A 25,943-nucleotide genomic window follows, 5' to 3' on the forward strand; every position below is an offset into this window, starting at 1 on the left:
TTCGGATCTTCAGGAGGCGGGATGCGCGACCATCGATCACCCCTGCAAGCCCTCGAGGGCCACGCATCGACCTACCCGCTCACCGCGGCGCAGCGTGCGATTCGGTTACTGCAGCAGCTGGCCGGCGAGACACCGGTATCGAACGCGCTGTACCTCGAACTCGACGGTGACCTGGACACGGCGCTGCTGATCGCGTCGTTCGGGCGGTCCCTGGACGAGTTCGAGGTCAGCCGCGTACGCGTCGTCGAGGTGGACGGCGTGCCGTGCCAGGTGGTGGACGACACCGCCAACGGCGCGGTCCTGCAACTGGACTTCACCTCGGCGGCAGATCCCGTTGCGGCCGCCCAGGATTGGATGAACGCGGACTTCCGCACACCCATCGACCTGCCGCACGGCCCGGTGGTGCGCGGGGCGGTGCTGCGCGTCGGTGAACACCGCTGGTACTGGTACCTGCGCGCCCACCACATCGTCATGGACGGCGTCGCCGCGCTGAACATCCTCACCCGCAGCGCCCAGCTGTACACCACCGCGCCGGCGGGCGACGAGCCCGCCCGCCCGGCGATCCGGTCACTGGCCGAGATCGTCGCCGCGGACGAGCAGTACCGGTCCTCGCAGCGCTTCGACGACGATCGGCTGTTCTGGTCGAAGTACGTGGCGGACCTGCCCGAACCGGTCACCCTCACCGATCGGGTCGCGCTCGCCGAAGCGCATCCGCTCACCGTCAGCGCCGTGCTGTCCGACAGCACCGACACCGCGCTGCGCACCGCCGTCGCGGACCGCTCGACCGGACCCGCGGTCTTCCTGCTCGCCGCCTTCGGGGTGTACCTGGCGCGTATGACTGGCACCGACGACGTGGTGCTGAGCCTGCCGGTGTCCGCGCGCGTCACCGCCGCGATGAGCCGCTCGGGCGGCATGACCGCCAACATCGTCCCGTTCCGCATCCGGCTCACCCCGGACCTGTCGGTGGGCGAACTGCTCGACCGGACCCAGGCCACCCTGATGGAAGTCCTGCGCGGGCAGCGGTATCGGCACGAGGACATGCTCGCGGACTCGGGATCGGTTGCCGCGCGCCATCTTCCGCAGGCCGCGGGACCCATGGTCGACCTGATGATCCTGGACACCAGGATCACGCTCGCCGACATCGTCGGCCGGTTGCGCGTTCTCACACCGGGATTGGTGCCCGACCTGTCGGTGAACGTCTACCCCGCGGTCGGCGGGGAGAGCACCCGCGTCGACTTCTTCGCCAATCCCAGCGCGTACACCCCCGAACAGCTCGCGGCCCATCACGAGCGGTTCACGCACTTCTTCGACAGCTTCCTGGCCTGCGTCCGCGCCGACCCCGGCACCCGGGTGCGCTCGGTGGAACTGCTCGAACCCGAGGAGCGCCGCGCGCTGCGCGCCGCCGGCACCGGGGAGGCCGGTCCGGAGCGAATCACGTTGCCCGAGCTGCTGTCCCGGACCGCCACGACCCACGCCGACCGGATCGCGGTCCGCGACGGCGGACACACCTGGACCTACGGCGAACTCGACGAGTGGTCGAACCGGTGCGCCCGGGCCCTGATCGAGTGCGGCGCCGGTCCGGAAACCACGGTGGCCGTGGCGATCCCCCGCTCGGCCGCCTGGGTGCGCGCGGTGTGGGCGGTCGCCAAGACGGGCGCGGCGTTCGTGAGCGTGGACCCCGCCCAGCCCGCGGAGCGGAATCGGTTCGTGATCGACGACTGCGGGGCCGCGATCGTGCTGTTCGACGGCATGGTCGCCGCCGCCCCGGACGGGCACGGGGTGCGCGCGCTCGACCTCGACGACCTCCCCGGCGACCACCGCCCGGAGGCCGTCACCGACGCGGATCGGGCCGGTGTCGTCCGGCTCGACTCCACCGCGTACCTGGTGTACACCTCCGGCTCGACGGGCACCCCGAAGGGGGTCGCGGTCACCCACGCCGGCCTGTCGGGAGTGTCGGACACCCTGGCCCGGCACTACGGGGTCGACGCCGATGCCCGGATGCTGGCCGTCGCGGCCCGCACCTTCGACGCGGCGGTCTTCGAACTGCTGGCGGCCGTGTCGGCGGGCGCGGCCCTGATCGTCGCTCCCACCGGTGTTTTCGCCGGTCCGCCCCTGACCGAGCTGCTGCATGCCCACGGTGTGACGCATGCGTGTTTGACTCCGGCGGTCGCCGCCACCCTCGACGCGTCGCGCCTGGACGAGCTGCGCGTGCTCATGGTCGCGGGCGAGGCGTGCCCGCCCGCGCTGGTGCGGCAGTGGTCCGGCACCGACACCGCCGGTGTCCGCGAGCTGTACAACCTGTATGGGCCCAGCGAGGCGACGATCTGGGTCACCGGCGCCGCGCTGCGCCCGGACGACGCCGTCGCACTGGGCGCCCCGATTCCCGGTGTGCGGCTCACGGTCCTGGACGCGTGGCTGCGTCCCGTACCCGCGGGCGTCGCGGGCGAACTGTACGTCTCCGGGCCCGGGGTGGCGCGCGGCTACCCCGGCCGGCCCGTGCTGACGGCCACCGCGTTCGTGGCCGATCCCGACGGTCCCCCCGGCGCGCGGATGTACCGCACCGGGGACATCGTGCGCTGGGAATCGCGCGCGGACGGCGCCCCGACGCTGATCTTCGTCGGCCGCACCGACTCCCAGATCAAGATCCGCGGCCAGCGCCTCGAACTCGGTGAGATCGAAGCGGCGCTGAACGCTCTCGACGAGATCCGCCAGGCCGTCGTCGGCACCGCCGGCGCGGACGCGGGCATCTGGATCGCGGCCCACATCACCGCGACACCCGGCCACACCGTCGACACCGCCGCCGTCCGGCAGGCGCTGGCGCGGCGGCTGCCTTCGTACATGGTTCCCGAGACCATCACCGTCCTCGACGAGATGCCGATGACCCCGACCGGCAAGGTGGACCGCCGCGCCCTGCCCGCGCCGCTGCGCCCGGTCGCCGCCTATCGCGCGGCGGCCTCGCCCTTCGAGGAGATCATCGCCGCCGCGTTCGCCGAGGCCCTCGGGGTGGACCGCGTCGGCGCCGACGACGACTTCTTCGCCCTCGGCGGACATTCGATCTCCGCGACCCGGGTCGCGGGACGCCTGGCCGAGGTGACCGGGCGCACGGTCGGCGTCCGGGACATCTTCGACGCCCCCACCGTCGCCGGGGTGGCCCGGGTCCTGGCCGCCCGCGAGATCGGCCGGAACCGGCGGCGCCCGGCGCTGGCCGCCGGACCGCGACCCGAGCGAATCCCGTTGTCGTTCGCGCAACTTCGCATGTGGTTCGGTAACCGCTTCGAGCCAGAGGCGCCGACCTACAACATTCCGCTGGTCTTCCGGCTGGCCGGGGCGCTGAACACCGAGACCTTGCGCGCGGCGCTGGACGCGGTGATCGCACGGCACGAGGCGCTGCGGACCCGGTACCCCGAAGCGGACGGGGTGCCCTACCAGGAGGTGGTCTCCGGCACGGACGCCGCGGTGATCGTGGACGTGGCCGATGTCGACCCCGCGGGGCTCGACGAGGCGGTGGCCCAGCGGGTCCGGCGTGGCTTCGACCTGCGGACCGAACTGCCTGTACGCGCCACGATCCTGCGCTGCGGGCGGCTCGATCACGTCCTGGTGCTGGTGGTGCATCACATCGCCGCGGACGGTATGTCGATGGCCCCGCTGCTGCGCGACCTGTCCACCGCGTACGCGGCGCGGTCCGCGGGCCGGGATCCGGGCTGGAGCCCGCTGCCGGTGCAGTACCCGGACTACGCGCTCTGGCAGCGCGACCTGCTGGGCACCGAGTCCGACGCCGACAGCGCCCTGGTGGCGCAATGCCGGTACTGGGAAACCGAATTGGCGGACGCGCCGCAGCCGATCGCGCTGCCCGCCGACCGCCCGCGCCCGCCGGTGCTGAGCAATCGTGGCGACGTCGTGGAGTTCACCGTCGACGCGCCGCTGCGCGAGGCGCTGTACCGGCTCGCCCGAGAACACCGGGTCAGCGCGTCCATGGTGCTGCAGGCCGCGCTGGTGGTGCTGCTGTCGCGGCTGGGCGCCGGGCCCGACGTGTCGATCGGCGGACCGGTGGCCGGGCGCACCGACGATGCCCTGCGGGACGTGGTCGGCTTCTTCGTCAACACGTGGGTGCTGCGCGTGGATCTGTCCGGCGAGCCGCGTTTCGATCAGGTGCTCGACCAGGTGCGCGGTAAGGCGCTGAGCGCGTACGAGAATCAGGACGCCCCCTTCGAGCGCCTGGTGGAACGCCTCAACCCGATCCGATCCACCGCGCACGCCCCGCTGTTCCAGGTCTCGCTGGAACTGCAGAGCGGCGGCCTGCCCGCGCTCGAATTGCCCGATCTGGTGGCGGAATTCGTGCCGGTGTCCACCGCGAGCGCCAAACACGACCTGCACCTGGATCTGATCGAGACCCTCGGCACCGCGGAGTCGCCCGCGACGCTGGCCGGTCGCATCGAATACGCCACCGACCTGTTCGACCACGACACGGTGGCCGGTATCGCCGACCGATTCCTGCGGGTGCTCGGGGCCGTGAGCGCCGAACCGGCCGTGCGGATCACCGATATCGGCCTGCTGGGCGACGCCGAACGCGAACGGCTGCTGCTGGAGTGGAACGCGCACGCGCCACACGAGGGACCGCAGCTCACGATCGCCGAGGTGTTCGGTGACCGGGTGGCCGCGCGCCCGGACGCCGTCGCGCTGCGGGACGGCGACCGGGAACTGACCTACGCCGAACTCGCCGGGCACGCCGAGGCTTTGGCCCGCGCGCTGTGCGAGCGGGGCGTGGGCCGCGACGCGGTGGTCGCGGTCGCACTGCCGCGCTCGGCCGAGCTCGTGACCGCCCTGCTGGCGGTCGTGCTCGCCGGCGGCGCGTACCTGCCGATCGACCCCGAATACCCGAGCAGCCGTATCGAATTCATTCTCGACGACGCCGATCCGTCGCTCGTGCTCACCACGGCGCAGACCGCCGCGGGGCTGCCGATGAACGGACGGGCCGTGCTGTGCCTGGACACCGCGGATCTCACCGATACCGCCCCCGGCACCGCACTTCCCGCGCCCGCGCCCGCCGACGCGGCGTACGTCATCTACACCTCGGGCTCGACCGGACGCCCGAAAGGCGTTGTGGTGGAACACCGCGGCGTGGTCAACATGGCCGCCCACGGCTGGCCGGGCGGACCGGGCGAGCGCGGTCTGCTGCACTCCTCGATGGCCTTCGACGCCTCCGCGTACGAGCTCTGGCCCGCCCTGCTGGCGGGTTCGACCCTCGCCGTCGCGCCGCCCGGGCGCGCCGATCTCGCGGAACTGGGCCGGACCGTGGCCCGGCACGGGGTGACGGCGCTGTACGTCACGACCCCGCTGTTCGAGGTGGTGGCGAGCGCCGGTCCGGAACTGGCGCTGGACTCGGTGCGGCGGGTGGTCACCGCCGGTGACGCGCTGCGGCCCGCGGCGGTCGCCCGCTTCCGGGACCGGTGGCCGGGCATCGCGGTGATCAACGCCTACGGTCCCACCGAGAACACGGTGTGCGTGACCGCCTACGAGATCCCCGGCGCACCGCGCGCGCTGCAGCACGGCAGCGTGCCGATCGGCGCCGCCATCGGCAATATGCGTGTGTACGTGCTGGATTCGCGGTTGCGCCCGGTACCCGCGGGCGTCGCGGGTGAGTTGTACGTGGCCGGTGTCCAGCTGGCGCGCGGCTACCGGAACCGGCCGGGCCTGACCGCGGAACGGTTCCCGGCCTGCCCGTTCGGCGCCGGCGAGCGCATGTACCGCACGGGTGACGTGGTGCGCTGGACCCGCACCGGGATACTGGAATTCGTCACGCGCGCCGACGAACAGGTCAAGGTGCGCGGCTACCGGATCGAACCGGGCGAGGTCGAAACCGTGCTCGCCGCGCACCCGCTGGTCGCGCAGGCGGTGGTCATCGCCCGCGAACTCGGTTCCGCGAGTGCGGATTCGGGTGTCGCGACCGACAAGCGGCTGGTCGGATACCTCGTGCTCGACACGAACGGATCCGAACCGGACGACGCCGGGCACGCCGCCGGGATCCGGCGCTTCGCCGCGGAGCGGCTGCCCGAGTACATGGTGCCCTCCGCCCTGGTCGTGCTCCCCGCGCTGCCGCTGACCCCCAACGGCAAGGTGGACCGGCGCGCACTGCCCGCGCCGAGCGCCGCGGTCACCGAATCCCGCGCGGACCTCACCCCGGCCGAGACGACCGTGGTCACCGTCTTCGCGGAGGTGCTCGGCCTGGACCGGGTCGGGGTCGACGACGACTTCTTCGCCCTCGGCGGGCATTCGCTCTCGGCGATGCGGGTGGCGTCCCGGCTGACCGCGGTGCTGGGCGTCGAGGTGGGCGTGCGCGAGGTCTTCGAGGCGCCCACGTCCGCGCGACTCGCGCAGGCGCTCACCGACCGCACGGCCACGGCGCAGCCGGCCCGGCCGGGCCTGACGGTCCGCGCGCGGCCCGAGCGCACGCCGCTGTCGTTCGCCCAGTCCCGGCTGTGGTTCATCAACCGATTCGAGCCGGACTCACCGGCCTACAACATTCCGATGGTGCTGCGCCTGCGCGGCCCGCTGGATCAGGACGCGCTGGCCGCCGCGCTGACCGACGTGGTCGCCCGGCACGAGAGCCTGCGCACGGTGTTCCCGCACGAGGACGGGGTGCCGTACCAGCAGATCCTGCCGGTCGAGGAGGCCGTGCCCGCGATCGAGACCGCCACGGTCGATCCCGGTGAGCGCGAGCGGACCATCCTGGACCTCGTGCGCCGGGGCTTCGACGTCTCGACGGCGACGCCGCTGCGAGTGACCCTGCTGCGCAACGGCGCCGACGATCACACCCTGGTCCTGGTGCTGCACCACATCGCCGCAGACGGCTGGTCGATCGCGCCGTTCGTGCGCGATCTCACCGCCGCCTACACCGCGCGCCGCCAGGATCGGGAGCCGGACTGGACGCCACTGCCGGTGCAGTACGCGGACTTCGCGCTGTGGCAGCGCGAGACCCTGGGCCTGGAATCGGATCCGGACAGCGTGCTGGCGACCCAATTCCGCTACTGGGAAACCGAATTGGCCGACGCGCCGCAGCCGATCACGCTGCCGGTGGACCGCCCGCGGCCCGCGGTGGCCAGCAATCGCGGCGACGTCATCGAGTTCGGCTTCGAGCCGGAGCTGTGCGAGCGGCTCTACGCCCTGGCACACGAGCGCCAGGTGACGGTGTCGATGCTGCTGCAGTCGACGCTCGCGGTGCTGCTGTCCCAGCTCGGCGCCGGCGACGACGTCAGCATCGGCGGCCCGGTCGCGGGCCGGACCCAGGAGGCCACCCACGATCTGATCGGCTTCTTCGTCAACACCTGGGTGCTGCGCGTCGACCTGTCCGGCGACCCGCGTTTCGAGCAGGTGCTCGATCAGGTCCGGCGAAAAGCCCTGACCGCCTACGAGAATCAGGACGCGCCGTTCGAGCGCCTGGTCGAACTGCTGCAGCCGACCCGATCGCCGGCCTACCACTCGCTGTTCCAGGTCTCGTTCGCGCTGCAGAACAACCTGCTGCCGGATCTGCGCCTGCCGGATCTGGCCGCCGAGATCGTCCCGGCGCTCACCGGCACCGCGAAATTCGATCTGCACGTCGACGTGGTCGAGCGCGCGGATCCCGCCGACGGCGCGGCCGCGCCGATGCTCTCGGGCCGGATCGAATACGCCACCGACCTTTTCGATCTCGCCACCGTGACCGATCTCGCCGATCGGTTCGTGCGCCTGCTCGCGGCCGTCACCGCGGACCCCGGACTGTCCCTGTCCCGGATGGATCTGCTCGCGCCCGAGGAGAGCGACCGGCTGCTGCGGACCTGGAACGACACGGCCGCGGCGGTGCCGCAGGCGCCGTCGGCGGCCCACCTGTTCGCCGAACGGGTGGCACAGGCGCCGGACACGATCGCCGTCGCGGACGCGGACGGCGAACTCACCTATCGCGACCTGGGCGCGCGCGTGGACGCGCTCGCGCGGGTGCTCACCGTGCGCGGAGTCGGGCGGGGTGCGGTGGTGGCGGTCGCGCTGCCGCGCTCGGCCGATCTGGTGACCACGGTGCTGGCGGTGGTGCGGGCCGGGGCCGCGTACCTGCCGATCGACACCGAATACCCCGGCAGCCGTATCGAATTCATTCTGAACGACGCGCAGCCCGCGCTCGTGGTGACCACCTCGGCCACCGCGGGCGGCCTGCCCCTGGGCGACCGGGTTCCGCTGTGCCTGGACACCGTCGAACTCGACACCGGCGCGCCCGGCGTCCCGCTGCCCGCGCTGTCCCCGTCCGACGCCGCGTACGTCATCTACACCTCCGGCTCGACCGGACGCCCCAAAGGCGTTGTGGTCGACCACCGCGGCGTGCTCAACATGGCGGTGCACGGCTGGCCGGGCGGACCCGGCGAGCGGGTCATGCTGCATTCCTCGATGGCGTTCGACGCCTCCGCGTACGAACTGTGGCCCGCGCTGCTCGCGGGATCGACGCTCGTGGTCGCTCCCCCCGGCCGGCTCGATCTCACCGTGCTGCTGGGCGCCGTGGCCCGCCATCGCGTCACCACGCTCTTCATGGCGACCGCGCTGTTCGAGTTGTTCGCCACGGCCGAGCCCGAACTCGACGCCGCGTCGGTACGCCAGGTGGTCACCGGCGGCGACGCGCTGAGCGCGGCCGCGGTGAGCCGCTTCCGGGATCGCTGGCCGGGCGTCGACATCGCCAACGCCTACGGCCCGACCGAGAACACGGTCTGCGTGTCGACCCACCGCATCCTCGCCGCCGACCCGTGGGCCGAGGACGCGCGGGTGCCGATCGGCGCACCCGTGCCGAACGTGCGCGCGTACATCCTGGACGCGCGGCTGCGTCCGGTGCCGACGGGCGTTGCCGGCGAACTGTATGTCACCGGAGCCCAATTGGCGCGCGGCTACGCGGGCCGGCTCGGGCTCACCGCACAGCGGTTCGTGGCGTGCCCGTTCGGGGACGCCGAGCGCATGTACCGCACCGGGGACGTGGTGCGGTGGACCCGCGACGGGGTCCTGGAGTTCGCGGGCCGCGCCGACGACCAGGTCAAGGTGCGCGGGTACCGCATCGAACCCGGCGAGGTCGAAGCGGCGCTGGTCGCACACCCGGCGGTGTCGCGCGCGGTGGTGGTGGCGCGCGCACTCGCCTCCGGTGACGAGAACGCCGTGCTCGACAAGCAATTGGTCGCCTACATCGTGCGCGATCACGACACGACCGTCGGCGACGACGATGACCGCGCGGCCGATCTGGTCGATCATTGGCGCCAGGTCTACGACAACCTGTACGCGGGTAGGGAGAGCTACCTCGGCAACGGCCGCGAGTTCGCCGAGCCGCTGGCCCTGGACGCCGATTTCGGCGGCTGGAACAGCAGCTACACCGGCGCGCCCATTCCGGTCCCGCAGATGCGGGAATGGCGGGACGCGGTCGTGGACCGGGTGCTCGCGCTGCGGCCCGAACACGTGCTCGAGATCGGCGTCGGATCGGGCCTGCTCATGTCGCGCCTGGCCGAGCACTGCGCCGAGTACTGGTGCACCGACTTCTCGGCCGCCACCATCGCCAATCTCCGCTCGCGCCTGGGCGAGTCGGGCGTGGACTGGGCCGAGCGGGTGTCGCTGCGCGTGCAGGCCGCCGATGACGTCTCGGATCTGCCCCCGGGCCGATTCGACGTGGTGGTCATCAACTCGGTGGCGCAGTACTTCCCGAACGCCGCCTACCTGGTCGACGTGATCGGCAAGGTCATGGCCCTGCTGGCGCCCGGGGGCGCGCTGTTCCTCGGTGACATCCGAAACCTGTCGCTGCTGCGGGAATTCGCCACGGGCACCCAACTGGCCGGGGGCGGCGACGGCGACACCGTGGCCGCCGTGCGCGAGCGGGCCCGGCGCGCACTGCTGGCCGAGCAGGAACTGCTCCTGGCCCCGGAGTTCTTCCTCGCGGTACGGGAACGGATCTCCGACATCGCCGCCGTCGACATCGAACTCAAGTACGCGCCCGTCGACAACGAGCTCACGCGCTACCGGTACGACATCGTGCTGCGCAAGGCCCCCGCGAACGTGCGATCGCTCGCCGACCTGCCCCGGCGCGCCTGGAGTGACTTCGGCGACCTGGACGCGCTGCGCGCGCACCTGCTCGCCGAGCGGCCCGAGGGCCTGCGCGTCACCGGAATCCCCCAGGCCGGAACGATGCTCGACGTCACGATGACCCGGGCCGTCGACGGCGCGGACGAGGCGACCCCGGTGTCCGAGCTGGACGGCTCGCATCCGGCGGCCGTGCTGCCGCACGAGATTCGCGCGCTCGGTGCGGAATCGGGCTGCCTCGTCGCGGTCACCTGGTCGCCGACGCCCGGTCTGATGGACGCGGTCCTGACCCGTGACACCGGCGCGGACATCGTGTTCGACGATCTCTATCTCGGCACCGGACCGCTGGCGGCGCCGAGTGCGTACGCGAACGACCCCGGCATCGGCGATCTGGTCGCCGAGGTGCGCGAATTCGCCGCACATCGACTGCCGGAGTTCATGATTCCCACCGCCATCGTCGTACTCGACGAGCTGCCGCTGCTGCCCAGCGGCAAAGTGGACCGGCGCGCCCTGCCCGAGCCGCAACTGCTCGCCGCGGCCTACCGCGCGCCCGCCACCCCGCTGGAAGAGGTGGTGGCCTCGGTGTTCGCCGAGATCCTCGGCGTCGCCCGGGTCGGGGCCGACGACGACTTCTTCGCCCTCGGCGGGCACTCGCTGTCCGCGACCCGGGTGGCGTCGCGGGTCGCCACGGCCATCGGCGTCACGATCGAGGTGCGCGACGTCTTCGACGGCCCCACCCCCGCCCGGCTGGCCGCGATCCTGGCGGAGCGCTCGGCCGAACAGCCCGGCGTGGCACTGGCCGCCCGCGCGCGGCCGGATCGAATTCCGCTGTCCCTCGCGCAGTCCCGGATGTGGTTCATCAACCGGTTCGAACCCGAATCCGCCGCCTACAACATCGCCATGGTGCTGCGGTTGCGCGGCCACCTGGACGTGGCGGCGATGTCCGCCGCCATCGGCGACCTGGCCGGTCGGCACGAGAGCCTGCGCACGATATTCCCCGACGACCACGGGATCGCCTGCCAGCGGGTGCTGCCCGACGGCGAGGTCCCGGGCGTCGCCGTCGAGATCGTCGACCCCGCCGACGTCACCGCACGGGTCACCGACATCGTGCGGCAGGGCTTCGACGTGGCCGCGCGGCCACCGTGGCGAATGCTCCTGCTGCGCACCGCATCCGATGATCACCTGCTGGTCGCGGTGCTGCACCACATCGTCGCGGACGGCTGGTCCATCGCGCCGCTGGTACGCGATCTGTCGCAGGCGTACACCGCCCGGCACGCCGGCGGCGCGCCGGAGTGGGCGCCGCTGCCGGTGCAGTACGCCGACTACACGCTGTGGCAGCGCGAGGTGCTCGGCACCGAATCCGATCCCGAGAGCGCGGCCGCACGCCAACTCTCCTACTGGACAACGCATCTGGACGGGCTGCCCGAACGCCTGGAACTGCCCGCCGACCACCCGCGCCCCGTGGTGGCCTCTCAGCGCGGCGGCACGCACACCCTTGTCCTGGACGCCGCGACGGTGGCCGGGCTAGGCGCGGTGGCGCGCGCACACCGGGTGACCACCTTCATGGTCGTGCACGCGGCCCTGGCCGTGGTCCTCTCGCGCCTGTCGGGCAGCTCCGACATCGCGGTGGGCACGCCGATCGCCGGTCGCGGCGCGGCGGCGCTGGACGGCGTGATCGGCATGTTCGTCAACACGCTCGTACTGCGCACCCGGGTCGAGGGCGCCGGGCCGTTCACCGACCTGCTCGATCGCTGCCGCACAACGGATCTGGCTGCGTTCGCGCACGCCGACATCCCCTTCGAGCGCGTCGTCGAGGCCCTGGACCCGCCGCGCAGTCAAGCCCACCATCCGCTGTTCCAGGTGCTGCTCGCCTTCCAGAACCTGGATCTGGATCCCACCCTGGCGCGACTGCCGGGGCTCGAGGTCGAACCCCTGCGCAGCCTCGACATCGGGGTCGAGCGTTTCGATCTCACCATCACCGTGGCCGATCTCAACGGCCCGCACGCCGGCGGCGAGGTGCCCGTCACCATCGGCTACGCCCTCGACCTGTTCGATCAGGCGACCGTCGCCGCCTTCGGCGATCGCCTGCTGCACACCCTGCGCGCGGTCGTGGCCGATCCGGGGATCGACCTGCGAGTGCTGGACCTGCACATCGGCGACGAGCGCACCGCGCTGCGGCGGTGGAACGAGGGCGGCGCCGGTCCGGAGCCGCGCACGCTCGACGCGATATTTGCCTCTGCCGCAAAAGAATTCGGGTCACGGCCCGCGGTCGTGGCGGACGGGAGCACCCGGACCTACCTCGAACTCGACGAGTGGTCGAATCGATGCGCGCGGGCGCTCATCGCCCTGGGCGCCGGACCGGAGACCACGGTGGCCATCGCCGTGCCCCGGTCCGCGGACTGGGTGCGGGCGGTCTGGGCGGTGGCCAAGACCGGGGCCGCGTTCGTGTCCCTGGATCCCGCCCAGCCGGCCGAGCGCAATCGCGGCATCCTCGCCGACAGCGGACCGGTGATCGTGCTCGTCGCCGGGGCGTCGCCGGACCTGAGCGGGTCCGGGGCGACGGTGATCGACCTGGGCGCCTTCGACCCGTCGGCCTGGGACGCCGCCCCGATCACGGGCACGGACCGGCTCGGCCCGATACGCCCGGGCAACACCGCGTACGTCGTCTACACCTCGGGATCGACCGGCACGCCCAAGGGCGTGATCCTCACCCACGCCGGGCTCACCGCGATCACCTCGGGGCAGCACCGCGACCTCGACATCGACTCGGACGCACGCGTTCTCGCCGTTGCCGCCCGCACGTTCGACGCGGCGGTCTTCGAACTGCTGCTCGCCGTGCACGCCGGCGCGACGCTGGTCGTGGCGCCGGCCGATGTCGTCGCCGGGCCGCCGTTGAGCGAACTCATCCGCGCCGAGCGGGTGACGCACGCCTGTATGACCCCGGCCGTGGCCGCCACGCTCGACGCGGACGAGCTCGACAGTCTGCGGATGCTCGTGGTCGCCGGTGAGGCGTGCCCGCCCGAACTGGTACGGCAGTGGTCCCGCGACGACGCCGCGGGCGACCGCACGATGCACAACCTGTACGGGCCCAGCGAGGTCACGATCTGGGTGACCGGCACGGAAACCGTTCCGGACGTACCGATCTCGGTCGGAACGCCGATCCCCGGCATCCGCTCGGCGGTGCTGGACCCCTGGCTCAACGAGGTGCCGCCGGGTGTGGTCGGCGAGCTGTACGTGTCCGGCCCGGGCGTGGCCCGCGGCTACCTGAACCGGCCCGGAACGACCGCGGCGGCCTTCGTCGCCGATCCGGCCGGGCCCGCCGGGTCCCGCATGTACCGCACCGGCGATCTGGTGCGCTGGCAGCCCACGGGAGACCGGGACGGCGTCCTGGTCGTGGTCGGCCGCGCCGACACCCAGATCAAGATCCGCGGCCAGCGCCTCGAACTCGGTGAGATCGGCGCCGTACTCACCGAACTCGACGAGGTGCTGCGCGCGGTCGTCACCCAGGTCACCCAGGGCGACACCGTGCGACTGGCCGCGTATCTCACCCCCGCCCCCGGGCACGAGGCCGACCCGGACGCCATCCGGCAGGCCGCGGCCCTGCGACTGCCCTCGTACATGGTTCCCGACACCGTCACCGTCCTGGACGAATTCCCGCTGACCGCAACCGGAAAGGTGGATCTGCGGGCGCTTCCGGAACCGGTGTGGACGACCACGGTGTACCGCGCGCCGGCCACCCCCGCCGAGGAACAGGTGGCCGCGGCCTTCGCCCAGGTCCTGGGTCTGGACCGGGTGGGCGCCGACGACGACTTCTTCGCGCTCGGCGGTGACAGCATCGTCTCCATCCAGCTGGTCGCCCGCGCGAAGGATCGCGGTGTGGTGTTCACCCCGCGCCAGGTGTTCGAGGCGCGCACGGTGGCCGCGCTGGCGCGGGTGGCCGAATCGGTCGAGCCCGCACCGGTTCTCGACGAGCTGCCCGGCGGCGGCGTCGGCGAGATGCCACTGACGCCGATCGTCCGGTGGATGGCCGACCAGGGCGGGTACGACCGGTTGAACCAGACCCTGGTGCTGACCGCCCCGGCCGAGCTGGATCGAGACGCGCTGACCGCGATCCTGCGGGCGGTCGTCGACCGGCACGACATGCTGCGCGCCCGCCTGTGGCACGACGGGAACGAGTGGCGGCTCGAGGCCCGGGCCGCCACCGCGGTCGACGCCGGCGCGCTGGTGCGCCCGATCGCACTGGACCCCGATATCGCCGCGCCCGAGCGGAATCGGCTCGTCGCGGCCGAGGTCGACGCCGCGCTGGACCGGCTCGATCCCGCCACCGGCGTTGTCCTGCAGGTGCTCTGGTTCCACCCGGCCGGCACCGAACACGGCGGCCAACTGATCCTCGTCGCACACCACCTGGTGGTGGACGGCGTGTCGTGGCGGATCCTGCTGCCCGACCTGGCGACGGCATGGCAGCGGCACAGCTCCGGCCGCGACACGACCCTGCCGCCGGTCGGCACGTCCATGCGGCGCTGGGCCCACGGTCTGGCCGAGGAGGCGCTGTCGCCGCGGCGGGTCGCGGAACTGCCGCTGTGGCAGGGCATCACCGACGGCCCGGACCCGGCGCTCGGCTCGCGCGTGATCGATCCGGCCCGCGACGTCGCGAACACGATTCGCGTACGGCGGGTGCGGGTGTCGCCGGAGACCACCGAGGCCCTGCTGACCCGGGTGCCCGCGGCCTTCCACGGCGAGGTGCAGGACGCGCTGGTCGCCGCGCTCGCCGTGGCGGTCCAGCGGTGGCGGGCCGCGCGCGGGGTGCACGAGTCCTCGACCCTGCTCCGGCTCGAGGGGCACGGCCGCGAGGAACAGGCCCTGCCCGGGGCCGACCTCACCGCGACGGCGGGCTGGTTCACCACCATGTACCCGGTTCGAATCCCCCTGGCGGGCATCGATATCGCGGACGCCTACGCCGGCGGACCGGCGATCGAGACGGTGGTCAAGAACGCCAAGGAGCACCTGCGCTCGATTCCGGACCACGGCATCGGCTACGGGCTGCTGCGCTATCTGAACCCCGAGACCGCGCCCGCGCTGCCCGCCGCGCCACCCGCGCAGATCGCCTTCAACTACCTCGGCCAGCTGTCCGCGCGCGGATCCGCCGCCGGTGCATCCGATTTCACCGTCACCGACGAACTCGGCGCGCCGATCGCCGATCGAGATCTGCACGTGCTGGCCACGGCCACGGTCGACGTCACCGCGGCCGTCACCGACGGCCGCCTCTCGGCCACCTTCGGCTACCTCGGCGAGCTGCTCGACGAGGCCGAGGTCGACGACCTGGCCCGGCTGTGGGTGCAGGCGCTGGACGCGGTCGTCGCGCGATTGCGGCAGCCGGACGCCGGCGGCCACACCCCCAGCGACTTCCCGCTCGTACGCGCGACCCAGGACGACATCACGACCTGGGAGACTCGCTACCCGGCGCTGGCCGAGGTCTGGCCGCTCTCACCCCTGCAGTCCGGGCTGCTGTTCCACGCCCGCCTGGCCGCGGCGACGGTCGACGTGTACGCGGTGCAGCTCGCGATCGTCCTGTCCGGGCGGGTGGACGCCGACCGCCTGCGCCGCGCGGGCGGTGCGCTGCTCGAGCGCTACCCGAATCTGCGGGTGGCGTTCACCGCCACCGCCGCGGGCGAGGGCGTGCAGATCGTCGCCGACGACGTGCGGCTGCCGTGGCGTGAGATCGACCTGCGCGCCGAATCCGCTTCCGCGCTCGCGGAAGTGATGGAGCGGGACCGGAACGAGCCCTTCGACACCGAGGTCGCGCCGCTGATGCGGTTCACCCTGGTCCGAGAGGCCGACGACCGGTACACGCTGCTGCTGTCCTACCACCACGTGCTCTTCGACGGCTGGTCCATGCCCACGCTGCTGCGCGACCTGCTCGCGGAGTACGCGACACCGGGCAGCGCGGCCGAGTCGGCGGACATCTACCGGTCCTACCTCGACTGGCTGGACCGCCAGGATCTCGCCCACTCGGTCGGGGTCTGGCGGGACGCGCTCACCGGCGCCGAATCGACCCTGCTGGCGCCGCACATCGAGGCAGGCGGACCGGCCGAGCGCATGGGTTCGGCCGCGGTGGATCTCGACCGCGAACTGTCAGACCGGATCATCGCCGCGGCGGTGGCGGCCGGGGTCACGGTGAACACCGTGTTCCAGGTGGCCTGGGCCCTGGTCGTCGGGTATCTGACCGGGCGCGAGGACGTCGTGTTCGGAGCGACGGTGTCGGGGCGCCCCGCCGAGCTGCCCGGCATCGAAGCCGCGGTCGGCCTGTTCATCAACACCATTCCGGTGCGGGTCCGGCCGCGGCCGGGCGAGCCCGTGGCCGAGCTGCTGGGCCGGATCCAGGCCGAACAGTCGGCCCTGCTGGGGCACCACCACATCGGGCTCTCCGATATCCAGGCCGCACTGAACGTTTCGGCCCTGTTCGACACGGTGCTGGTGTTCGAGTCCTACCCGGTGGACGAGGCCGCGCTCGCGGCCCAGGCCGCCGCGATCGACGACATGCGCGTCGAGGAGCTGCGGTCGAACGACGCCGCGCACTATCCGCTGGCGCTGGTCGTGGTCAAGGGACAGCCGTTCCGGGCGCAAGTGCAGTACCGGCCCGGGGTTTTCGACGGCGAGTGGGTGCAGGCCGCAGCCGACCGGCTGGTGCTGGCGCTGCGCGCGCTGACCGCCGAGGCCCCGGCCACGGCCGAGTCCATCGACCTGCTGTCCCCCGTCGAACGCGACCGGCTCGCGCCGGTGCGCGGTCTCCCCGAACAGCCCCCGCTGCCGCTGGCGGACCTGCTCGCGGCCGGCGCGCGCCTCGACCCGGGGGCGCCCGCGGTCATCGCCGGCCCGCTGACCGTGAGCTTCGGGGAACTGGACGAGCATTCGAACCGCCTGGCGCGCTTGCTGATCGAGCGCGGTATCGGACCGGGTGACGCGGTCGCGCTGGCGCTGCCGCGCAGCGCGGAGTTCATCGCCGCGCTCTGGGCGGTGACCAAGACCGGTGCGGCGTTCGTGCCGATCGATCCGCGCCATCCCCTCGAGCGCGTGACCGGCATGATGGCCGATTCCGGTGTGCGCCTGACACTGTCGGTGGCCGACACGGTGGCCACCGTGCCCGGCGACGTCGACCGGCTGATGCTCGACGATCCGGAACTGCCGGACCGCCTGGCCGCGTACGCCGCCGATCCGGTCGACGACGGCGTGCGAACCCGCCCGCTGCGGACCACGAACGCCGCCTACGTCGTCTACACCTCCGGCTCCACCGGCACCCCGAAGGGTGTGGTGGTCGACCACGGCGGGCTGGCGAACTTCACCGCCGAACAGCGCGAGCGCTACGCGCTCGACGCGCGGGCCCGGGTACTGGCCGTCTCGGCCACCGGGTTCGACGCGGTCATGATGGAACTGCTCATGGCGCACCCGAACGGGGCCGCGCTGGTGGTGTCCCCGCAGGACGTGTTCGGCGGGCCGCCGCTCACCGACATCATTCGGAACCAGGGTGTCACGCACGCCTTCGTCACCACCAGCGTGCTGGCGACCATGTCGCCGGCGGGACTGGACACGCTGCGGGTGCTGGTCACCGGCGGCGAGCGGGTGCCCGCGGAACTGGTGACGGCCTGGGCGCCGGACCGGAATCTGTACATGGCCTACGGACCGACCGAGACGGTCATCGTGACCCTGCTCAGCGAACCGATGGCGCCGGACGCACCGGTGACCCTCGGCGGGCCGATCCGCGGTATCGAGGCGGTGGTCCTGGACGCGCTGCTGCGCCCGGTCCCGGTCGGGGTCAGGGGCGAGCTGTACCTGGGCGGCATCCAGCAGGCGCGCGGATACTCGAACCGGCCGGGGCAGACCGCGGCGGCGTTCGTGGCGAATCCGTTCGGCCGCACCGGTTCCCGCCTGTATCGCACCGGCGACCTGGCCTACTGGAACACGAGCGGAACCCTGGAGTTCGCGGGCCGCAACGACTTCCAGGTCAAGGTCCGCGGTCAGCGCGTGGAGCTCGGCGAGATCGAGGCGGTGCTGGGCGAGCAGGAGGGCGTGCACCGCGCGATCGTGGTGCAGCACGCCCGGTCCGGACGGCTCATCGGCTATCTCGTCGGCGACGATCTCGACCCGGAACGGGTTCTCGCCGCGGCCCGGCATCGCCTGCCCGCGCACATGGTTCCCGATCTGTGCTCGGTCCTGAGCGAGCTGCCGCTCACGGTGAGCGGCAAGGTCGACCGCGCCGCCCTGCCCGAACCGGACGAGAGCGGACGCGCCTACCGCGAACCCTCGACCCCGGCCGAGGTCACGGTGGCCCGGGCCTTCGCCGAGGTGCTCGGCGTCGACCGGGTCGGCGCGGACGACGACTTCTTCACCCTCGGCGGGCATTCGCTCTCGGCGATGCGGGTGACCGCGCGCCTGGCAGCGATCACCGACGCCCGGATCGGCGTGCGCGACGTGTTCGAATCGCCCACCCCCGCGCGGCTGGCACGCGTGCTGGACGCGACATCGGGAACTGTGACCGGACCCGCGCTCGTCGCCGGGGAACGGCCCGAGCGGGTGCCGCTGTCCTTCGCCCAGCTGCGCATGTGGTTCATCAACCGCTTCCACGGCGCCGCGGCGTCGTACACGATTCCGCTCGTGCTGCGGTTGACCGGCGAGCTGGACACCGGGGCGCTGTTCGCCGCGCTCGGCGACGTGCTGGCCAGGCACGAGAGTCTGCGCACGCTGTTCCCGGACGCGGACGGCACGCCGTACCAGCGGGTGCTGCCCGCCGAGCAGGCCGTCCCGGACATCACGGAACTGACCGTGGCACCGGACGGCGTCGCGGCCGCCGTCGCCGCGGCGATCCGGCCCGGCTTCGAGCTGCCCGCCGAGCTGCCGGTGCGGATCACACTGCTGGACAACGGTTCCGGCGAACACACGCTGGTGCTGGTCATCCACCACATCGCCGCCGACGGCTGGTCGATCGCGCCGCTGGCCCGGGACCTGTCCGTCGCCTACACCGCGCGGCGGGCGGGCGAACCCCCGCGCTGGACGCCGCTGCCGGTCCAGTACGCCGACTACACGCTGTGGCAACGGGCGACCCTCGGCGATCCCGAGGATCCGAGCTCGCGCGCGGCGGACCAACTCGCCTACTGGACAACGCGGTTGGCGGGATTGCCCGAACGCCTCGAGCTCCCCGCCGATCGGCCGCGGCCCATGGTCGCCTCGCACGCCGGCGCCGCGCACGCGTTCGCGCTGGACGGTGCGCTGTTCACGCGGCTGGGCATCGTGGCCGACGCGCACGGGTCGACGGTGTTCATGGTCGTGCACGCGGCGGTGGCGCTGCTGCTGTCGCGACTGTCCGGTAGCACGGACATCGCGATCGGCACACCGATCGCGGGCCGGGGCGCGGCCGCGCTGGACGATCTGATCGGCATGTTCGTCAATACGCTGGTGCTGCGCACACCCGTCGACGAGGCCGGGTCGTTCGGCGAGCTGCTGGACCGGGTGCGCGAGGTCGATCTCGAGGCCTTCGCGCACGCCGACATTCCGTTCGAACGGGTGGTGGACTCCATCGACCTGCCCCGGACCCAGGCGCACCATCCGCTGTTCCAGGTGATGCTGGCCTTCCAGAACCTGGATCTGGATCCGGGTTCGGCACAGCTGCCCGGGCTGACGGTGACGCCGGTGAGCCCCGGGGTGACCGTCGAACGATTCGATCTGTCCATCACCGTCGCCGACATCCCGGACGCGCGGGGCGATATCCCGGTCACCATCGGTTACGCCACCGACCTGTTCGATCCGCCGACGGTGGCGGCGATGGCGCACGCGCTGCAGCGCATCCTTCTCGCGGTGGCCACGGCGCCCGCGACCGCCCTGCGCGAACTCGCGACCCTCGATGCGGACGAGCGGAACACGGTGCGGCAGTGGGGCGATGGCGGCCCCGCGCCCGACCCGATCACCCTCGGCGAGCTGCTGTCCGGGGTCGCCGCCCGGTTCCCCGACCGGCTCGCGATCACCGACGCCGGGCAGCGCACGACCTACGGGGAACTCGATTCCGGCTCGAACCGGTGCGCCCGCCTGCTCCTCGAGCGAGGCGCGGGACCCGGGCAGGTCGTGGCGATCGCGCTGCCGCGCTCGGCGGCCTGGGTGCGGGCGGTCTGGGCGGTGGCCAAGACCGGGGCCGCGTTCGTCTCGGTCGATCCGGCGCAGCCGCGGGAACGAAACCGGTTCGTGCTCACCGACGTCGGCGCGACGGTCGTGCTCGCCGATGCCGGAACCCGCACCGGCGCGGGCGAATCCGCGACGGACGAGTGGACCGAGGACGGCATCTCGTTCCTCGATCCCGAGCGAGCCGATCTCCTCGGGTACGACGACGCACCGCTGACCGATATCGATCGGCGCGGCGCCGTCCGGCCGGAGGACACCGCGTACCTGGTGTACACCTCGGGCACGACCGGAACGCCCAAGGGCGTCACGGTCACTCACGCCGGGCTCACCGCCGTGACCACCGAACAGTGCCGCCGCTTCGAGCTCGACGCGGACTCCCGGATGCTGGCCGTCGCGGCGCGCACGTTCGACGCGGCCGTGTTCGAGGTGCTCGCCGCGGTCTCGGCGGGCGCGGCGTTGATCGTCTCTCCCGCGGACGTTTTCGCCGGTGCGGAGCTGACGCGGCTGATCGACGCCGAAGGGGTCACCCACGCCTGCCTGACACCCGCGGTGGCGGCCACTCTCGACGCCGCGCGGGCGGACCGACTGCGCGTGCTGATGGTGGCCGGTGAAGCGTGCCCGCGGACACTGGTGCGCCAGTGGTCCGGTACCGACGCCGCCGGTGTCCGCAGGCTGTTCAACCTGTACGGGCCGAGCGAGACCACGATCTGGGCGACCGTCGCGGAACTGCGTGCGGGCGAGGCGGTCTCGCTCGGCGGTCCGATTGCGGGCATCCGGCTCACGGTGCTGGACGCGTGGCTGCGCCCGGTGTCCGCCGGCGTGATCGGTGAGCTGTACCTGGCCGGACCCGGGCTGGCGCGCGGGTACCTCGGCCGGGCGGCCCTCACGGCCGGCGCCTTCGTCGCCGATCCCGAGGGGGCGCCCGGATCGCGGATGTACCGCACGGGCGATCTCGTGCGGTGGGCGTCCGCGGGCGCGGACCACACGCTGGTGTTCGCCGGTCGCGCCGACCGGCAGATCAAGATCCGGGCCCAGCGCCTCGAACTCGGCGAGATCGAGACCGCGCTCGCGCAGCTGCCCGAGGTGGGGCTCGCGGTGGTCGTACCGCACACCACGGGCGACGAGTCCGGCGCGACAGTGCGATTGGCCGCCTACGTCACCGCCGCACCCGGGCGCCGGCCCGACCCGGAGGCCGTCCGGCACGGCGTCGCCCTGCGTCTGCCCTCGTTCATGGTGCCGAGCGTGGTCGTCGTGCTCGACGCACTGCCGCTCACCTCGAGCGGCAAACTCGATCGCCGCGCCCTGCCCGACCCCGAATGGGTGACGGTCGCCTACCGGGCGCCCGCGACACCGTTCGAGGACCTGGTGGTCGCGGCGTTCGCCGAGGTGCTCGGCACCGACCGGGTCGGGGCGGACGACGACTTCTTCGCCCTGGGCGGGAATTCGCTGTCCGCCACCCGGGTCGCGGCCCGGGTGGCCGCGGCGGCGGGCGCGGAGGTGAGCGTGCGCGATGTGTTCGAGGCGCCGACCGCCGGCCAGCTGGGCAGGCTGCTCGCCGGGCGCTCGACCGGGACCGGCGCGCGACGCGCGACGCCGGAGGCGCGCGAACGGCCCGCGTTCCCGCCGCTGTCGTTCGCGCAGTGGCGAATGTGGTTCATCAACCGGCTCGAACCGGAGTCGGCGGCATACAACATCCCGCTCGTGCTGCGCCTGACCGGCGAGCTGGACATCGCGGCGCTGACCGCCGCGATCGGGGATGTGGTGGCGCGCCACGAATCGCTGCGCACGGTGTTCCCGGACCGGGACGGCACCCCGTACCAGCGGATCCTGCCGATCGCCGAGGCGGCGCCCGCCGTCGAGCTGCGCCGGGTGCGGGCGAACGAACTCGAGCACGAGCTGCTGCCGCTGGTGCGGCGCGGATTCGATCTCACCACCGCGCCGCCGCTGCGAGTCACGCTGCTGGACAGCGGTTCCGGCGAACACGTGCTGGTGCTGGTCATGCATCACATCACCGCGGACGGCTGGTCCCTGGCGCCGCTGGCCCAGGACCTGGCGCTGGGGTACACCGCGCGCCGGGCCGGGCGGGAACCGGAATGGATCACCCCGCTGCCGGTGCAGTACGCGGATTACACACTGTGGCAACGCGATGTGCTCGGGGACGAATCCGATCCCGAGAGCGTGGCCGCGGATCAGGTCGCGTACTGGACCGAGCAGCTGGCGGGTGTGCCCGACCGGATCGAGCTGCCCGCCGATCGCCCGCGGCCCGCGGTGGCCTCCCTGCGCGGGGACACAGAGTCGTTCGCGCTCGACGCCGGCACCGCGGCCGGACTGCACCGGGTCGCGCGCGCACACCACGCGACGGTGTTCATGGTGATGCACGCGGCGCTGGCGGTCGTGCTGGCCCGCGTCTCGGGCGGCAGCGATATCGCGGTGGGCACGCCGATCGCGGGCCGGGGCGCCGCGGCGCTGGACGGGCTCGTCGGCATGTTCGTCAACACGCTGGTCCTGCGTACCCGGATCGACGAATCCGGCTCGTTCGGTGATCTGCTCGACGAATGCCGCCGGGTGGATCTGGCGGCGTACGCCCACGCCGACATCCCGTTCGAGCGGGTGGTGGAGGCGGTCGATCCCACGCGCAGCCGGGCGCATCACCCGCTGTTCCAGGTGATGCTGGCGTTCCAGAACCTCGAGTTCGATCCGGCGGACGATCTGCTGCCCGGGATCTCCTGCACCCCCGTCGATCTCGGGAGCGGGGTCGAGCGCTTCGACCTCACCGTCACGGTGTCCGACGCGCCCGACGGCGACGGCGGGTTGCTGGTCGGGGTGAGCTACGCGCTCGATCTGTTCGACCGGTCGACGATCGGCGCCCTGACCCGGCGCCTGCGCGAGGTGATCGACGCGGTGGTCGCCGATTCCTCGATTCCCCTGCGCGCGCTCGAGGTGCTCGACGCACCCGAGCGGGAACTGTTGTCGCGGTGGGGAGATGGCGGCCCGGGTCCCGAGCGGACCACGCTGGCCGCCACCATGGATCGCGCCGTCGCCGAGTATCCGGACCGGCTCGCCCTGGCCGATCGCGGCGACGAGTGGACCTACCGGGAACTCGACAGCTGGTCGAATCGGTGCGCGCGCCTGCTGATCGAGGCCGGCGTCGGCCCCGAGTCCGTTGTCGCGGTGGCCATTCCGCGATCGGCGGCGTGGGTGCGGGCGGTCTGGGCCGTGGCCAGGACCGGTGCGGCGTTCGTCTCGATGGACCCCGCGCATCCGGCCGAGCGCAATCGGTTCATTCTCGCCGACTGCACGGCGACCACGGTGCTCACCAGTACCGCCGAGCGGGCGCGGGCCCGCGGGGTCACCGGGGCGGACCCGGCGGACTGGGCGGGTGCCGATGTCCGCGTGATCGATCTGGATCCGCTCGAGCTGTCCGGGTACAGCGACGCCACCGTCGGCGACGGCGACCGGGGCGGGGCGATCCGGGAGGACAACACCGGCTACATCATCTACACCTCCGGGTCGACCGGAAAACCCAAGGGCGTCGCCGTAACCCACACGGGCATGGCGGCCGTCACCGCCATCCAGCGGTCGCGCTGCCTGCCGGACCCGGACTCGCGCGTCCTGGCCGGCACCGCACGCACCTTCGACGCCGCGATCATCGAACTGCTGCTGGCGATTCCGGCGGGCGCGGCCCTGATCCCCGCACCGGACGACGTGTTCGCCGGGGAACCGCTGGCGGAACTGCTGCGGGCCGAGCGGATCACGCACGCCTTCCTGTCACCGGCCGTGGCCATGTCGGTCGACCCCGCCGGGCTCGACGACCTGCGGCACACCATCGTCGGCGGCGAGGCGTGCCCGCCGGAGCTGGTGCGGCGCTGGGTGGGGACCGACGCGGCCGGTGTGCGCACGGTGCTCAACGTGTTCGGCCCGAGCGAGTGCTCGATGTGGGTCGCGGGCACGCTGCTCGAGCCCGGGGTGCCCGTGTCACTGGGCGGTCCGATTCCCGATGTTCGCCTGGCGGTGCTGGATTCGTCGCTGCGGCCGGTGCCGCCGGGTGCGATCGGCGAGCTGTACGTGGCCGGCCCGAGTCTGGGGCGGGGCTACATCGGCCGGGCGGGCCGGACCGCGACATCGTTCGTGGCCGCGCCGTTCGGGACCCCGGGTGAGCGCATGTACCGCACCGGGGATCTGGTGCGATGGGCGGTCGCCGAGGGCGGCGAACCGGTGCTGATGTTCGTGGGGCGCGCGGACTTCCAGGTCAAGATTCGCGGGCAGCGACTCGAGCTCGGGGAGATCGAAACGGCGCTGGCGGACGCGGACGGCGTGCACCAGTCGGTGGTCACCGTGCACACGCCGGGCGACGGCGAGAACGGCGGCGTGCGCCTGGCCGCCTACGTCACCGCCGTGCCGGGGTGCGCGCTCGACCCGGCGGAGCTGCGCCGGGAGGTGGCGCGGCGACTGCCGTCGTTCATGGTGCCCGACACGGTCACCGTGCTCGACGCGCTGCCGCTGACGGTCAACGGCAAGGTCGATCGGCGGGCGCTGCCCGCGCCGGAATGGGTTGTCACGCCGTATCGTGCGCCGTCGACGCCGCTCGAGGAGATCGTGGTCGCGGTGTTCGCCGAGGTGCTCGGGGTCGAGCGGGTCGGGGTCGACGACGACTTCTTCACCCTGGGCGGGACGTCGGTGGTCGCCATGCGGCTGACGTCGCAGCTGCGGGCGCGCACCGGCACCGCCGTGCCCTATCGACTGCTGTTCGCCGACTCGACTCCGGCGTCGCTCGCGCGGTATCTCGCCGCACCGCAGTCCGAGATGGGCGTCTCGCTCGGCGTGCTGACCCCGCTGCGGTCCGGCGGGGACAAGACCCCGCTGTTCTGCGTGCATCCCGGCGGCGGGCTGGCATGGGTGTACGGCGCGCTCGCGAGCCATCTGGACCCCGATCGGCCGATCTACGGATTGCAGGATCCGTACATCGTCGAGAACGAGCCCAGGCTCGAATCGGTGGAGGCGTACGCCGAGCGCTACGTCGAGGAGATCCTGCGGGAGTTCCCCGGCCTCACCACCGTGCACCTGCTCGGCTGGTCGCTGGGCGGGAAGATCGCGCACGCCATGGCGACCCGGCTGCGGGGCACGGGGCACACGGTGGGGCTGCTCGCCCTCGTCGACGCGGGCGTGGCGGAGAATCTGCCGGAGCCGCCGGTGCCCGATAGCGAGCGGGATCAGCGGGAATTGACCGAATTCCTGCGCGGGTGGCGCGATTTCCTCGCGCTGCCGGACGACAAGCAGATCGACGATCCGCACGAGGTGCTGCCGCTCATCGCCGAGCGGCTCAGCGGCGAGGGCATCCTGACGCCGGAGCAGGTGCAGCGCGTGACCGAATGCTTCACCACCCCGGTCGCGCACACGCCGCCGCGCTACGACGGGGACGCCGTGCTGTTCGTGGCCACCCGCGAGTCCTACCGCGATCAGATCGCCGGCACCTGGGACGGGCTCATCACCGGTGACCTGCGCCAGGTACCGATCGACGAGTGGCACACCGGGATGATGAATCCGCGGGGCGCCGGTGCGATCGGCGCGGTGCTGAACACGCTGCTGCGCGAAAGTGATTCGCGAATGTGAGCGGGACCCGCTGGGAAACAGCTGCTTTCGCTCGACCAGAACGCCTTCGTCGAGCGAATCCGCCGCGTCATCTCCGGCGCGCACGTCGCGGGCTCGGACGA

At 72.6% G+C, this 25,943-nt stretch carries 1 protein-coding gene; it reads left to right on the forward strand.

The window, feature by feature from the left end; translation table 11 throughout:
* The first annotated feature begins 21 nt into the window (after nucleotides 1–21).
* Nucleotides 22–25,842 (forward strand): non-ribosomal peptide synthase/polyketide synthase, encoded by a 25,821-nt coding sequence (locus ACWDOP_RS11665; RefSeq protein WP_456345003.1) that lies wholly within the window; start codon nucleotides 22–24, stop codon nucleotides 25,840–25,842.
* Nucleotides 25,843–25,943: the final 101 nt, after the last annotated feature.

The organism is Nocardia sp. NPDC003693 (assembly GCF_053981095.1).

Coding starts and splice junctions, on each gene's coding strand:
- ACWDOP_RS11665 (WP_456345003.1), top strand. CDS start 22: ATGCGCGACCATCGATCACCCCTGCAAGCCCTCGAGGGCCACGCATCG.